This window comes from Salinibacterium sp. SWN139, assembly GCF_015864625.1.
Lineage (GTDB): Bacteria > Actinomycetota > Actinomycetes > Actinomycetales > Microbacteriaceae > Rhodoglobus.
Map to the genome: position 1 here is coordinate 136458 of NZ_JADYWV010000003.1, position 13891 is coordinate 150348.

12 protein-coding genes are annotated in these 13891 nt (G+C 62.3%); 5 read left to right on the plus strand and 7 right to left on the minus strand.

The genetic code is table 11. From position 1 onward, the window contains the following. The first annotated feature begins 14 nt into the window (after positions 1-14). Positions 15-2489: an excinuclease ABC subunit UvrA gene (gene uvrA, locus I6E74_RS10625; RefSeq protein ID WP_197125538.1), complete on the plus strand. Its 2475-nt coding sequence runs from the start codon at positions 15-17 to the stop codon at positions 2487-2489. A gap of 138 nt (positions 2490-2627) precedes the next feature. Here the strand turns inward: uvrA and I6E74_RS10630 are convergent, their stop codons facing one another. The 3 genes from I6E74_RS10630 to dapE all read right to left on the minus strand — a co-directional run bounded on the left by I6E74_RS10630 (position 2628) and on the right by dapE (position 5222). Then, complete coding sequence (locus I6E74_RS10630; RefSeq protein ID WP_197107374.1) at positions 2628-2801, minus strand: DUF3117 domain-containing protein; 174 nt, start codon at positions 2799-2801, stop codon at positions 2628-2630. Positions 2802-2895: 94 nt separating this feature from the next. Then, positions 2896-4143: a hypothetical protein gene (locus I6E74_RS10635; RefSeq protein WP_307784455.1), complete on the minus strand. Its 1248-nt coding sequence runs from the start codon at positions 4141-4143 to the stop codon at positions 2896-2898. After that, positions 4125-5222, minus strand: coding sequence for a succinyl-diaminopimelate desuccinylase (dapE, locus tag I6E74_RS10640; protein ID WP_197125540.1), 1098 nt, complete (start codon positions 5220-5222; stop codon positions 4125-4127). The genes I6E74_RS10635 and dapE overlap by 19 nt, the downstream gene beginning before the upstream one ends. A gap of 26 nt (positions 5223-5248) precedes the next feature. On the opposite strand from dapE, the gene dapD reads away from it, so the two are divergent. Then, positions 5249-6190 carry a 2,3,4,5-tetrahydropyridine-2,6-dicarboxylate N-succinyltransferase gene (gene dapD, locus I6E74_RS10645; protein WP_197125542.1) on the plus strand — a complete coding sequence of 314 codons (942 nt, stop codon included), beginning with the start codon at positions 5249-5251 and terminating at the stop codon, positions 6188-6190. A 32-nt stretch (positions 6191-6222) separates the two neighbouring features. After that, positions 6223-7536, plus strand: a complete 1314-nt coding sequence (locus I6E74_RS10650) for a hypothetical protein (protein ID WP_197125544.1) — start codon at positions 6223-6225, stop codon at positions 7534-7536. 142 nt (positions 7537-7678) lie between these two features. On the opposite strand, the gene I6E74_RS10655 is transcribed toward I6E74_RS10650, so the two are convergent. The 4 genes from I6E74_RS10655 to I6E74_RS10670 all read right to left on the minus strand — a co-directional run bounded on the left by I6E74_RS10655 (position 7679) and on the right by I6E74_RS10670 (position 11696). Then, complete coding sequence (locus tag I6E74_RS10655; protein WP_197125549.1) at positions 7679-8974, minus strand: citrate synthase; 1296 nt, start codon at positions 8972-8974, stop codon at positions 7679-7681. Positions 8975-9073: 99 nt separating this feature from the next. Then, on the minus strand, positions 9074-10180 hold the full coding sequence (gene dapC, locus I6E74_RS10660) for a succinyldiaminopimelate transaminase (protein ID WP_197125550.1): 1107 nt from the start codon (positions 10178-10180) through the stop codon (positions 9074-9076). Next, a complete protein-coding gene (gene fdxA / locus I6E74_RS10665) occupies positions 10180-10515 on the minus strand; it encodes a ferredoxin (RefSeq protein ID WP_197107380.1) in 336 nt (111 codons plus the stop codon). Before fdxA ends, dapC begins: the two co-directional genes overlap by 1 nt. Further along, a complete protein-coding gene (locus I6E74_RS10670; RefSeq protein ID WP_197125551.1) occupies positions 10512-11696 on the minus strand; it encodes a PIG-L family deacetylase in 1185 nt (394 codons plus the stop codon). Before I6E74_RS10670 ends, fdxA begins: the two co-directional genes overlap by 4 nt. 115 nt (positions 11697-11811) lie before the next feature. Here I6E74_RS10670 and efeU point away from each other — a divergent pair, with 115 nt between their 5' ends. Together efeU and efeO are read left to right on the plus strand one after the other, a co-directional pair. After that, positions 11812-12669 (plus strand): iron uptake transporter permease EfeU, encoded by an 858-nt coding sequence (efeU, locus tag I6E74_RS10675; RefSeq protein WP_197125553.1) that lies wholly within the window; start codon positions 11812-11814, stop codon positions 12667-12669. Beyond that, positions 12669-13841 (plus strand): iron uptake system protein EfeO, encoded by a 1173-nt coding sequence (gene efeO / locus I6E74_RS10680; RefSeq protein WP_197125555.1) that lies wholly within the window; start codon positions 12669-12671, stop codon positions 13839-13841. Before efeU ends, efeO begins: the two co-directional genes overlap by 1 nt. Positions 13842-13891 lie beyond the last annotated feature (50 nt).

Consider the following 13891-nt stretch of genomic DNA (forward strand, 5'->3'; position numbering starts at 1 on the left):
AGAACGGAGCATCCATGAATAGCAATGATCGTGACGGCTGGGTTCGCGTTCGAGGGGCCCGCGAAAACAACCTCGCCAACATCGACCTCGATGTGCCGCGAGATTGCATGGTGGCTTTCACTGGCATCTCCGGTTCCGGAAAGTCTTCTCTCGCCTTTGGCACCCTCTACGCCGAAGCCCAACGGCGCTACTTCGAGTCGGTCGCCCCCTACGCTCGGCGCCTGCTCAACCAGGTCGGCGCGCCCGACGTCACCGACATCACCGGCCTCCCACCCGCTGTCGCCCTCCAACAGCGTCGCGGAGCGCCAAGCTCGCGCTCGAGCGTCGGCACGATCACTACGCTCTCCAATCTGCTGCGCATGTTGTATTCCCGCGCCGGCACATACCCCGCTGGCGTCAGCCATTTGTCGGCCGAAGCCTTCTCGCCGAACACCGCGACCGGAGCTTGCCCGCGCTGTCACGGCCTCGGTGTCGTGCACGATGTGACCGAAGATCTGCTCGTTCCCGACCCCACGCTCTCGATTCGCGACGGCGCGATCGCCGCTTGGCCCGGAGCGTGGCAGGGCGCCAACCTCAAGAGCATCGTCAACGGCCTTGGGATCGATACTCGAGCACCGTGGAACACTCTCAGCCGCAAGGATCGCGACTGGCTGCTCTACACCGAAGAACAGCCTTCCGTCTTCATCCAGCCCGAAGAGGGCCGCGTCGACCACGGCTACAACGGCAAGTTCTGGAGTGCTCGCAAGCACACCATGAACGTGCTCTCGCAGTCTCAGAGCGAGCGGATGCGCGAGCGAGCGCTCCGCTTCGTGCAGAGCATGGCGTGCCCCGAGTGTGGTGGTAGCGGCCTGCAGGCAAATGCGCTGTCCGTCACCTTCGCTGGGCTCAGCATCGCCGAGCTGAATGCCGTGCCGCTGACTGATCTTGCCAACCGTCTCCGCGACGGCATGGGCTCCCGCGAAAGCGATGGTTCGGCCGATGCCTCCGACGGTAACGAGGTCGCGCGCCGGATCGGCGACGACGTTATTGCCCGCGTTGAGGTGCTCCTCGACCTCGGTCTCGGCTACCTCAGCCTCGGCCGCAACTCCACAACGCTCTCCCCCGGCGAAGCACAACGCCTGCGCATCGCCACCCAACTGCGCTCCGGCCTCTTCGGCGTCGTCTATGTGCTCGACGAGCCCTCCGCGGGATTGCACCCCGCGGATGCGGCACCGCTACTGAAAGTGCTCGACCGTTTGACGGCATCCGGCAACTCCCTGTTTGTCGTAGAGCACGATCTCGATGTGATTCGACGAGCCGACTGGATCGTCGACATCGGCCCCGGCGCTGGCGAAGGCGGCGGGCAGCTCGTCTACTCCGGCCCCGTTGACGGCCTCAAAGATGTGCCCGAATCGATCACCGCCCGCTATCTCTTTCCGCAGCAAGCGCAGCCGCTGCGCGAGGTGCGCACCCCGGAGTCGTGGGTGCGCCTCGACAAGGCATCGCTGCACAACATCCGCGATCTCACCGTCGACTTCCCGCTTGGCGTGATGACCGCCGTCACGGGCGTGTCAGGTTCGGGCAAGTCAACGCTCGTGACCCAGATACTCGCGCAGGCGGTGCGCTCTCATCTCGGTACTGCTCCGGATGACACGGCCGAAGCTGATGACCAGCCCCATGACCTGACGCTCGAAGACACCACCGGGCTCGACTCTTTCGACCGTCTCGTGCTTGTCGACCAGCGCCCCATCGGACGCACCCCACGCTCGAACCTCGCGACCTACACCGGAATGTTCGATGTCGTTCGCAAGCTCTTCGCAGCAACCGACGAAGCGCAGGCACGCGGCTACACCGCGAGCAGGTTCTCCTTCAACGTCGCCGGCGGACGCTGCGAAACCTGCCAGGGCGAAGGCTTCGTCTCAGTCGAGCTGCTGTTCCTGCCCGGAACGTACGCTCCCTGTCACACGTGCCACGGTGCCCGCTACAACGACGACACACTTGAGGTCACCTACCTCGGCAAGAACATCGCCGAAGTACTGGGCATGACCGTCAACACCGCCGCAGACTTCTTCGCCGGATCCACCTCGGCGCTGCGCAGCCTCGATACCCTGCGCGATGTTGGCCTCGGCTACCTGCGTCTCGGCCAGCCAGCCACAGAACTCAGCGGTGGAGAAGCGCAGCGCATCAAGCTCGCGACCGAGCTGCAGCGCGCGCGTCGCGGCCATGCGCTCTACCTGCTCGACGAACCTACATCGGGGCTGCATCCGTCGGATACTGAGCTCTTGCTGGCGCAGCTTCAACGACTCGTGGATGCCGGCAACACTGTCGTGCTCGTCGAGCACGACCTCGCCACGATTGCTGCCAGCGACTGGGTGATCGACTTGGGCCCCAGCGGCGGAGACAAGGGCGGCACTATCGTCGCCACAGGAACTCCCCGCGAGGTTGCCGCGGGCACCGGCGCAACAGCGCAGTATCTCAGCGAGTGGATCGATACCCGCGCAGCGGGCTAACCGCCCGTGCCGTTGGCTATCCACAAACATCGGGCGTTAACCACAAAACACCGAACACGAAGTGATCGTGTTCGGTGCTGTGTTTCGACTAGCCTTACGCGCTAAGCGTGGGCCGCCGATTAAAGCTGAGAAGAAAAGCTAAGCGGGAGTGACAACGCCCGCGAGAGCGTCGTGCAATTCTTTTGCTTCGTCGTCGTTTACAGAAACAACGAGACGACCGCCGCCTTCGAGAGGTACACGCACGACAATGAGTCGGCCCTCTTTGACAGCCTCCATCGGCCCGTCACCGGTCCTCGGCTTCATGGCTGCCATAGATAGTCCCCTTTCATCGGTACTGCACTCTATTATCCAGCAAAGACCGCCGATACTGAAACTCTGTCGATTCATTCACCCTCAGGACACCTATTTAGGGTGGAGTCCAGTCATAAGCGTCGACCCACCAGGCCAGATGGATCCATGCCCACTGTCCGGCAATGCACGCCGCGAGCAGTAAAGCGCGATACACACGCGACGGCGGTAGCGCGAGGGCGCCCGCCAGCGGGAACATCGGCATGAGCAGTCGGAACGTGCTCGACTGCGGGAAGAAAACGGCCAGCAAATACAGCGCATAGCTGGCGACCCACAAGCGCAGATCCACCCCCAGCCGTCGCGCGGGCGTGGTGAAAAGAAAAACAAAGAACGCGAGAACACCAGCGACGAGCATCACGAGCAAGAGCCACAGCGGCATCTGCCACCACTGAGCCCAAAATTCGGCCCCTTGGATCCACGCCGCGAACGGCACCAATTCGCCGTAACCGACGTAGGGCGCCCGCCACGCGAGCTCAGTGTCGGTGTAGGCGGAGAGAGACCCCGTGGCCACTGCCGCGATCAAGAGCCAGGCAAACCCCATAACAAGGCTGAACAGAGTCGCCGAGACCGCCGCAATGCGCTCCCGCAGCGGAAACTCCTCACGGCGGCGAATCCACCAGCGATAAACCACATGCAGCCCGAGCGCGAGCGCAAAGGCTAAGCCGCTCGGACGCGTCAGGGACATGACCGCGATCACCGGCAACAGCATCCAGTACTGGCGTTTCATCAGCCAGTAGAGCGACAAGGTGAGCAAGAAGAGATACATCGACTCGGCGTAGGAGACCTGCAGGATGGCCGACACTGGCGCGAAGCAGAAGATAGCGACCGAGAACAGGGCTGTGCCGGCGGGCAACACGAGGTGCATCACGCGGTAGAACAACAGCGCGGCCCCCAGCGAGAACGCGACGGAGACGATGACGCCAGCCACGGCGAAATCGAGCGTTGTCAGCGTCATGACGAACCGCACTACCGCGGGATAGCCGGGCATGAACGCCCACGCATTCTCGGCAACGTGACCGGCTTCGGTCAGCGGTAGCTCCGAGGGATACCCGGTCAGCGCGATGATGTAATACCAGTGCCCGTCCCAGATTTTGGCGAACGAGAAGTAGTCGGGCGCGGGGCCCGTCCACGGGTTTTGCCCTTGGACGGATGCGAACCACAACAGCAGAGACGTCGTCACGACCCGCGAGGCCGCAAAGATCGCGATAACGACGATCCACCAGCGCTCGGGAGCAAGAATCGCCGTTGTTGCGCGGCGCACCGTGGAGGCAAACGAGCCGGTGGGGGCTAGCGAGCCGTCAGCCACGCCCGCAGTCCCTGCTCGCACGCCACGATCTCGCTAGTGGCGACGCGCTCGTCGTCGGCGTGCGCGCGCAGCGGGTTGCCTGGGCCATAGTTCACGGCGGGAACGCCGAGTTCAGCGAAGCGTGCCACATCGGTCCAGCCATATTTGGGGGCTGCCGTGCCACCGACCGCGGCGAGGAAATTACGGGCGAGCGGAGCATCCAGTCCGGGGCGTGCGCCGCCAGCGAGGTCAGTGACTTCGAACTCGAAGCCGGCGAAGATCTCACGCAAGTGTTGGATCGCTTGCTCGGTACTGCGGTCGGGGGCGAACCTAAAGTTCACGGTCACGGTCGCGGCATCCGGAATAACGTTGCCGGCAACTCCGCCCGTGATGCCCACGGCGTTGAGACCCTCGCGGTAGACGAGGCCATCGACCTCGTGCTGCTCAGGCTCGTAGGCGGCCAGAATCGCGAGCACCGGCGCGGCAGCATGGATCGCGTTCTCGCCCATCCAAGCGCGCGCTGAGTGAGCGCGCAGCCCTGTGAGCGAGATATCGATGCGGGCGGTGCCATTGCAGCCGCCCTCCACCGTGGCGTTCGACGGCTCGCCAATGATCGCGAAATCGCCAGCCATCAGGTCAGGGCGGTTGCGAGCAATGCGACCAAGCCCGTTGAGGTCAGCGGCGACTTCTTCGTGGTCGTAGAAAATCCAGGTCACATCGACGGCGGGGTCGGTGAGTTCTGCCGCCAGTTTGAGGGCGATCGCGACGCCGCCCTTCATATCGACCGTTCCTCGGCCGACGAGGTGTTCCTCCCCCTCGATCATCTCGAGTGTCGTCGGCAGGTTCTCGTTCACCGGAACCGTATCGAGGTGGCCGGCAATCACCACGCGCTGCGCCTTGCCGCCGTTCGTGCGGGCGACAACGGCGTCCGCATCCCGAATCACCTCAAGGTGGCTAAACGCGCTCAGAGCGGTTTCTACGGCATCCGCGATGCGCTTCTCGTTACCGGAGACCGACTCGATATCGCAGATCTGGCGGGTCAGGTCGGGGCTTGAGGCGCCCAAATCGAGCACGGGAATGGTGAGATCGGTCGCAGGCATGCACCCAGTGTAAGTAACCTTGATGCATGACTTCGCGCACAGCATGGGGATACGGACTCGCAACAATCGCCAGCGATGGAACAACACTTGATGTGTGGTTCCCCGCTCCGCACCTGGGATCAATCCCCGAGGGCACCGACCCGCACTACACCCCCGCCGACCTCGAAGAGCACTTGGGGGCGGACGAACGCCGTCGCGTGCGCACCGAATTCGTGACCGTCGAGATCGATTTGGATGCCGCGCCGCAGAACGTCGCCGATGCTTACCTGCGCCTGCACTTGCTCAGCCACTTGCTCGTAAAGCCCAACAGCATCAACCTCGACGGCCTCTTTGGCGCTCTGCCGATCGTCGTCTGGACCAACGCCGGAGCGGTGCACCCCGACGACTTCCGCGAGGTTCGCGTCTCGCTCAAGCGTCACGGCATCGTCGTGACTGGCATCGACAAGTTCCCGCGGATGCTCGACTACGTGTTGCCCGAACGCGTCCGCATTGCCGACGCCTCGCGCGTTCGTCTCGGCGCCTACCTCTCCCCCGGAACCACCGTCATGCACGAGGGCTTTGTCAACTTCAACGCCGGCACGCTCGGCAGCTCGATGGTCGAGGGCCGCATCTCTCAGGGCGTCGTCGTGGGTGACGGTGCCGACATCGGTGGTGGAGCATCCATCATGGGTACGCTCAGCGGTGGCGGAACCGAACGTGTCTCCATCGGCGAGCGCGCACTGCTCGGCGCCAATTCCGGAATTGGCATCGCCATCGGCGACGACACGGTTGTTGAAGCCGGGCTCTATGTCACGGCAGGCACGAAGGTCACCATCATTGACGGTTCGGCAACGCCGCGCCGCGTCAAGGCCGTCGAGCTCAGTGGGGTCAACGGCTTGCTGTTCCGCCGCAACTCTGTCACGGGCGCCGTCGAGGTGCTGCCTCGCAGCGGCAGCGGCGTCGAGCTCAACACGGCCTTGCACGCCTAAGCACACCACCGCCGGGGGCTAAGGAGCTTGATATGAAGACCTTCACCGTTTCCCGGTTTGGCACCACACTGCGGCTGCGCCGGTATCGCGCCGCCGCAGTCGTTGCCGCAGCCACGTTTGCCCTCACGGCGTGCACCGGAGCTGACCAGGCACTTACTCCTGAGCTCTCCCCCGCCCCGGCAATAGCGAGCAACAGCGCCACGCTCACTTGGGGAATGGATGCCACTGCCCCCGACGAATCGTGGCAGAAGCCGGCGCTGGGCAGCGTGGAAACTGATCCCGTCTATGGCACGACGATCCAGCGCGTCACCTCGGCCGATGGCACCCGCTTCGATCGCAACAGCTACAGTCGCCGCCAGGCAGAGAACGCCGACGGCTCGCTGTTCTTCACCTACCACGGTGATGCCGAATATCACGTGTACTCCACCGCTGATGCCTCCCTGGTGAGCGCCCTTGACATCCACCCGGATGCCGAACCTCAGTGGCACCCCACCGATCCACACCTGATCCGCTATCTGGAGGGGCCTAACTCCTCCGAAGGCGACCTCATCCTTCATGAACTCGACGTGACATCGGGACAATCGACGGTCATTGCTGACCTCCGAGAGCCCCTTTCGAGTGCGTTCCCGGACGCTGACTACATGAAAGACCGGAGTGAGGGATCTCCGAGCAGCGACGGCACCATCTACGCTTGGATCGTCTACAACGCCGACGAACAGCCTCTGGGAATGGTCAGCTACGACCTTGCCTCCGATACAGTCCTCGGCACTAGCGAGCTGCCCGCTGACACGGACTGGGTGAGCGCCTCCCCCACGGGCACCTACGTGGTGGCTTCCGCTGAGTCCGGCACCTACGTCTACGACGCCGACCTCAGCAACCAACGCCTGCTAACCGAGGCGAGCGAGCACAGCGACATCGCCCTCTCCGCCGATGGCCGGGATGCGTACGTTTACATCGATTTCGACTCCGCGAGCGAAACAGCAGGCTTTCTGACCTCCGTCGACATGGACTCGCTAGAGCGCACCACGCTCTTCGACGCTTACGACGATGCCAACACCTCGATGCACATCTCTGGAAAAGGGTATGACAAGCCAGGGTGGGTCGTGGTGTCCACCTACAACTGCAACGCCGAGGGCGCCTGGACCTGCGAGAAGGTGATGGCCATTGAACTCGACGGCGGCCGCATCCTCAACCTCGCCCACACCTACAACTGCGGTGAGGACTACTGGACCGAGACCCACGCCGTGGTCAACCGATCATTCACCCACGTCTACTTCAATTCCGACGGTGGTTCGTGCGGCATGGATGCCGAGGTGTATCGCCTCGACGTCCCGGTTTTCGACTAGCCGCCGCGTTCCGCTGCCAGCGCCGTGTGGCAAGCGCTGTGAGGTCCGCACGGTTAGGGCCGCGCTGTAGCGACGCGCACACGACGCGAAACGGCCGATTCCCCGAGGGGAACCGGCCGTTCGTCGTAAAGCTGCTGCTGCGCTAGCGCTGCGGCCAGTCACGAGCTGCAGGGCCCGTGTAGAGCTGCTGCGGGCGACCAATTTTGGTCTTGGGGTCTTGGTTCATCTCGCGCCAATTTGCGATCCAGCCCGGCAAGCGGCCGATAGCGAAGAGCACCGTGAACATGCGCGGCGGGAAACCCATCGCCTTGTAGATAACCCCGGTATAGAAGTCGACGTTGGGATACAGCTTGCGCTCGATGAAGTAGTCATCGCCGAGGGCGACTTCTTCGAGTTCGCGAGCGATGTCGAGCAGCGGGTCGCTGACGCCCAGATTGGCGAGCACCTCATCCGCGCTCTCTTTGACAAGACGTGCACGCGGGTCAAAGCTCTTGTACACGCGGTGGCCGAAGCCCATCAGGCGCACGCCGTCTTCTTTGCGCTTCACGCGATCAACAAACTTCTGAACGCCTTCGCCCGATTCTTGGATCTCGCCAAGCATCTTGAGGACGGCTTCGTTGGCGCCACCGTGAAGCGGACCATAGAGAGCATTGATACCGGCGGAGATCGAAGCGAAAATGTTGGCTTCGGTCGAGCCGACCAGGCGCACCGTAGAGGTGGACGCGTTCTGCTCGTGGTCTTCGTGCAAAATCAGCAGGCGGTCGAGCGCCTTGCTCAGCACGGGGTTGACCTCGTACTCCTCGGCCATGTTGCCGAAGTTGAGCTTCAAGAAGTTGTCGACAAAACTCATCGAGTTGTCGGGGTACAGCAGTGCCTGACCGAGTGACTTCTTGTGAGCGTAGGCCGCAATGACGGGCAACTTTGCCAGCAAACGGATGGTCGAGATCTCGACCTGCTCGGGGTCACGCACGTCGTGCGAGTCTTCGTAATACGTCGACAGAGCCGACACCGCGCTGGAGAGCACCGACATGGGGTGCGCGCTCGGCGGAAGGGCGTCGAAGAAGCGACGGAGGTCTTCGTGCAGCAGCGTGTGTCGACGGATCTTTTCATCGAACTCTTCGAGCTGGGACTTCGACGGCAGTTCACCGTAAATCAGCAGCCACGCTACTTCGAGGTAGGTGGAGTTGGCCGCGACATCTTCGATCGCGTACCCGCGGTAACGCAGGATTCCACGGTCTCCATCGATGTACGTGATCTCACTGCGGGTTGACGCAGTGTTCACGAACCCTTGATCAAGCGCCGTGTAACCGGTCTGCTTCATGAAGGTGGAGATATCGATGCTGTTGTGACCATCGACCCCACGGATAATGGGAAATTCTGCAGCACCGCCCGGAAAGTGGAGGGTGGCCTTCTCTGGGTCTTGAGGGGCTTCATTCACCGCTACAGCCTACAAGGGTTGAATGGCCACTGTCACACCAACCAACCAAACCAGACCGGTTTTAGAGGTCAACGACAAGGCCTTCGCCGGTTAGTGCACTTAAGCGAGCAAATCGAGGCGAGCGACCGCATCCGCAATGGTGTCGTCACTCGCGGTGAGTGCGATGCGCACGTGCCGGGCAGGGGTTTCGCCGTAGAACGAGCCCGGAACCACGAGGATGCCAGACTGCGCCAAATCGCCAACCGTCTGCCACGAGTCTTCGTTCTTTGTTGCCCACAAGTAGAGGCCCGCAACGCTGTCATCCACGAAGAATCCCGCCCGCTTCAAAGCGGGCAGCAGCTTGGCGCGACGTGCACGATAAAGCTCGCGCTGGGCCGCAACGTGCGCGTCATCCTGAAGGGCGGTGACCATCGCGGCTTGCACGGGGCCGGGCACGAGAAGTCCGACGTGTTTGCGCACGGTGAGTAGTTCTGAGATGAGTCCCGAGCATCCGGCCACAAAAGCGGCACGGTAACCGGCCAAATTCGACTGCTTGCTGAGCGAATACACCGCAAGAACTGACGACCGGTCGCTGCCAATAACCTCGGGATCGAGAATGGAAGGCGTGGGGTCGGGGCCGTTCCAGTTGAGTTCGGCGTAGCACTCGTCTGAGGCGATGACTGCACCCAATTCGCGAGCGCGGGCAACAGCAGCGCGCAACTGCTCAACGTCAGCGACGCGACCATCAGGGTTACCTGGGCTATTCAGCCAGACGAGAGCAGTGTTCTCGGGCCACGATGCAGGGTCGTCAGATGCCACGGCAGTAGCGCCAACCATGGCCGCCCCAATGGCATACGTCGGGTACGCGACCGAGGGATGCACGACGACGTCATCTTTGCCGAGCCCCAGCAGCAGCGGCAGCAGTGCCACCAACTCTTTGGAACCGACGGTCGGCAGAATATTGTTGACGGTGAGCCCGGGCACACCACGGCGGCGCTCAAACCAGTCGACGATGGCCTCACGCAGCTGAACTGTGCCCGTGGCGGTGGGGTAGGCGTGAGCATCCGTGGCCGTCGCCAAACTTTCGCGGATAACCGTGGGGGTGGGGTCTACCGGTGAACCGACTGACAGGTCAACGAAGCCATCGGGGTGAGTGCGCGCAATCGTGCCGTACGGCACAAGCGAATCCCACGGAAAATCGGGGAGAGCCAACGGCGTGCGCGCCATTAGTCTGAGGACCCGCCACCCTCAGGCAGGGCCGCGATGAGGGCGTGATCCTTGGGAATCACTCCGACCTTTGCTGCTCCACCGGGTGAGCTCACCTCGAGGAGATCAAAGAATTCGACGTTGGCCTTGTAGTAATCGGCCCACTTATCGGGCAGGTCATCTTCGTAATAGATGGCCTCAACTGGACACACCGGCTCGCACGCTCCGCAGTCAACACACTCATCCGGGTGGATGTAGAGCATGCGGTCGCCTTCATAAATGCAGTCGACTGGGCATTCATCTACACACGCGCGATCTTTGAGATCGACACAGGGCTGAGCGATGACGTAGGTCAAGAGATATCCGCACCTTTCACGGGAGAGTTCAACTCAATGTTAGCGCGGCTCGCCGACGAAACCTGACGGTTCACCCGAGGCCACCCCACCACAATGAGCACCACAAGCACGGGCGCAAAAGTCCACACGTAGCCCGCAACATTCGCCGGGATCAAAATCGTTCCGCCGGGCATCGCCGCAGCCAAGACTGCCGACATCGCTAGAACCCCCAGCGAGGCAAAACCTGCCGCGACTCGGGTGTCATAAATCAATCGCAGGCCCAGAATGAGCGCCGTTACGAGCGTGACAGACACCACAATTCCCCACGGGACACGAACATCACCGATCGTGAACGTTGACTGGTGCACGGCGGTGAGAACGAGGCCGACCAAGGCCCCCAACGCGAGAGAAACCAGAGCCAAGATGCTGCGCTCCACACGACTGCGTTCGCCGATGACCAGTTCGCGGCGACGCAAGCGACGCAAATACTCCGGCGGTGTCGAAACGCTCTCTCCCACCGGAACTTCATTGCGATAAATCTCTGTCGCCCGACGCTTAAACGCTAGCGCTGTTGCCGACGAGACCGCCACCCCACGATCAACAGGAACAGCGGATGCCGTATAGAAAGGCACCCCAGCAAGTTCAGTAGCCAATACTGTGGCTTCGTGCACGAGCAGCGCCTCAGCGCCGCGCGCCGTTCCGCTGGACTCCTTGGCGTAGCTGACGACGACATCCGGCTTCAACGAGGTGATTGCTGCCGCAAGGTCGGAGGCGAGAGCGCGGGCGTCAAGCATGTTGAACTGGCGACCATTGTCTTCGCGCAAGATGTGGTGAGAGGTAATGCCGAGGATTTCGCGCACGACCTCGTCGACGGACACCGCCGCACGTTCGCCGGTGCCGGTGCCGGTGTCGGCGTCGGCATTGGCTTCAGCGTCAGCAACTGCAATATTCGTTTCTGCACTGCCGCCCGCAGTGACGCTTGTGGCCACGGCACTCGGCACCGTGGCGCCGTGTGAAACAGTCTCGGGTGCGCTGCCGGTCGAGGGCGATGCCGCTATTGCGGCGGTCGCGTTGTTGCTGCAACTGAGCACGATGAGCTCAGTGCCGCGCTGAACCAGAGTGGCAATGGTGGCGCCGAAGACGTACGCCTCGTCTTCTGGGCGTGCGGCAACAACCAATACCCGTTGTGCTCGATCTTTCACGGCCGTTCCTCCACCATTTGTTCTGCAGTAAACAGAATAAGCACAGGTAGCCGAATTACGGTTGCTTAGGTTAGGCTTACCAACCTGTCCAGAACTCAACTGACAAGAGAGTCCAGTGCTCGCAAACTTCCTGATCGGACTACGAGAAGGCCTCGAAGCCGCGCTTGTGGTTGGCATTCTTATTGCCTACGTTCGCAAAATCGATCGTACCGATGTACTCCCCCGCATTTGGCTCGGAGTCGCTATCGCCATCGTGTTGTCGCTGGGCCTCGGCGCGAGTCTCACCTTCGGCACCTACGGCTTGTCGTTTCAGGCTCAAGAGCTCATTGGCGGCATCCTCTCGATTGTTGCTACCGCCTTTGTCACGTGGATGATTTTCTGGATGCTCCGCGCCGCCCGCGGTCTCGGTCGCGAACTGCGCAGCGAAGTCGACTCGCACCTCACGGGTGCCGGCTGGGGCCTCGTTCTTGTCGCGTTCCTCGCGGTCGGCCGCGAAGGCATCGAAACCGCCCTCTTTATTTGGGCAGCAGTGCAGGCGAGCGGATCGACCGCACTCCCCCTCACTGGCGCAGCGCTCGGCATTGCTGCCGCGATTGTGCTCGGCTACCTCATCTACCGCGGCGTCGTGAGCATCAACCTCACTCGCTTCTTTACGTGGACCGGCGCAATCCTTATCATCGTTGCCGCCGGAGTGCTCTCCTATGGCGTGCATGACCTGCAAGAGGCCGGCGTTCTGCCGGGCCTCCACGCACTCGCCTTTGACGTCAGCGCGGCTATCCCGCCCGACAGCTGGTACGGCACATTGCTTAAGGGCACTCTCAACTTCTCCCCCGCGACCACGTGGCTCGAAGCCGGTGTGTGGCTTGCTTATGTCGGGGCTGTCATGACGATTTTTATCCGCACTGTTCGCGGTAACAAGCGTGCTGATAAGCCGCTGGTGCCCGAAGCACGCCTCAGCACTCAAGGAGCCTGATGACCACCCGCCCTACCCGCTACGGATTCGCCGCGGCGGCAACTGTCGCTGCGCTCGCTCTTACCGGCTGCGTTGCCAACAGCACCGAAGCCACCGCCGACAACACGATCACTGTCGACAGCAACGCCACAGATTGCGCCGTGAGCGCCAGCGAAGCGCCGAGCGGCACCCTCGTATTCTCCGTCACGAACTCCGGTGACCAGGTCACTGAGTTCTACCTGCTGGCGGATGACGGACTGCGCATCGTCGGTGAGGTCGAGAACATTGGCCCCGGCATCAGTCGCGATCTCGTCGTATTGGCTCAACCGGGTGACTACTTCACGGTCTGCAAGCCGGGAATGATCGGTGAGGGAGTTGGCACGGCAGCGTTTACGGTTACCGATTCCGGTACAGATTTGTCGTTCAGCGGTGACACTGCCGCGCAAGTCGCCGCGGCAAACGCCAACTACAAGAGTTACGTCAAGGACCAGATCGAAAACCTTGTCGTTGGCACGGAAGACTTCGCTGCCGCGTACATCGCTGGCGACGATGACGCTGCCCGCGCTCTCTACGCCCCCACACGCGTCTTCTGGGAGCGCGTTGAGACTGTCGCCGAGTCGTTCGGTGACCTCGACCCCCGCATGGATCTGCGGGAAGCGGACCTCGAAGACGGTCAAGAGTGGACCGGCTGGCACGCCATGGAGAAAGATCTGTGGCCCGCCGAGGCCGAAGCCGGCTTCGAACCCTACGACCAGTCGAAGCGTGAAGCGCTTGCCTCGCAGCTTGTCGAAGACACCACTACTCTCTACAACAACGTGCAAGATCTCGAGTTCACTCTTGATCAGCAGACCAACGGCGCCATTGGCCTTCTCGATGAGGTTGCCAGCGGCAAGGTGACCGGAGAAGAAGAGTTCTGGTCGCACACCGACCTGTGGGATTTCCAAGCGAACATCGATGGCGCTCGGGTGCTCTACGACGGTGTTCGCGACATCCTGGTCACGAAAGATGCCGATCTCGCGGCCACCCTCGACATGGAATTCGATGAGCTGCAAACGTTGCTCGACGCGCAGAAGGAAGGCGACGGCTTCCGCCTCTACACTGAGCTGTCCACGAGCGAGATTCGCGCATTCTCCGATCAGGTGAACGCGCTCGCCGAGCCCCTCTCTCGCCTCACCGCAGTGTTGGTTCTCTAACTCCACTCCCCCGTCTCCGGCCGTTGCAGACAGCAGCCGCCTACCGCCCC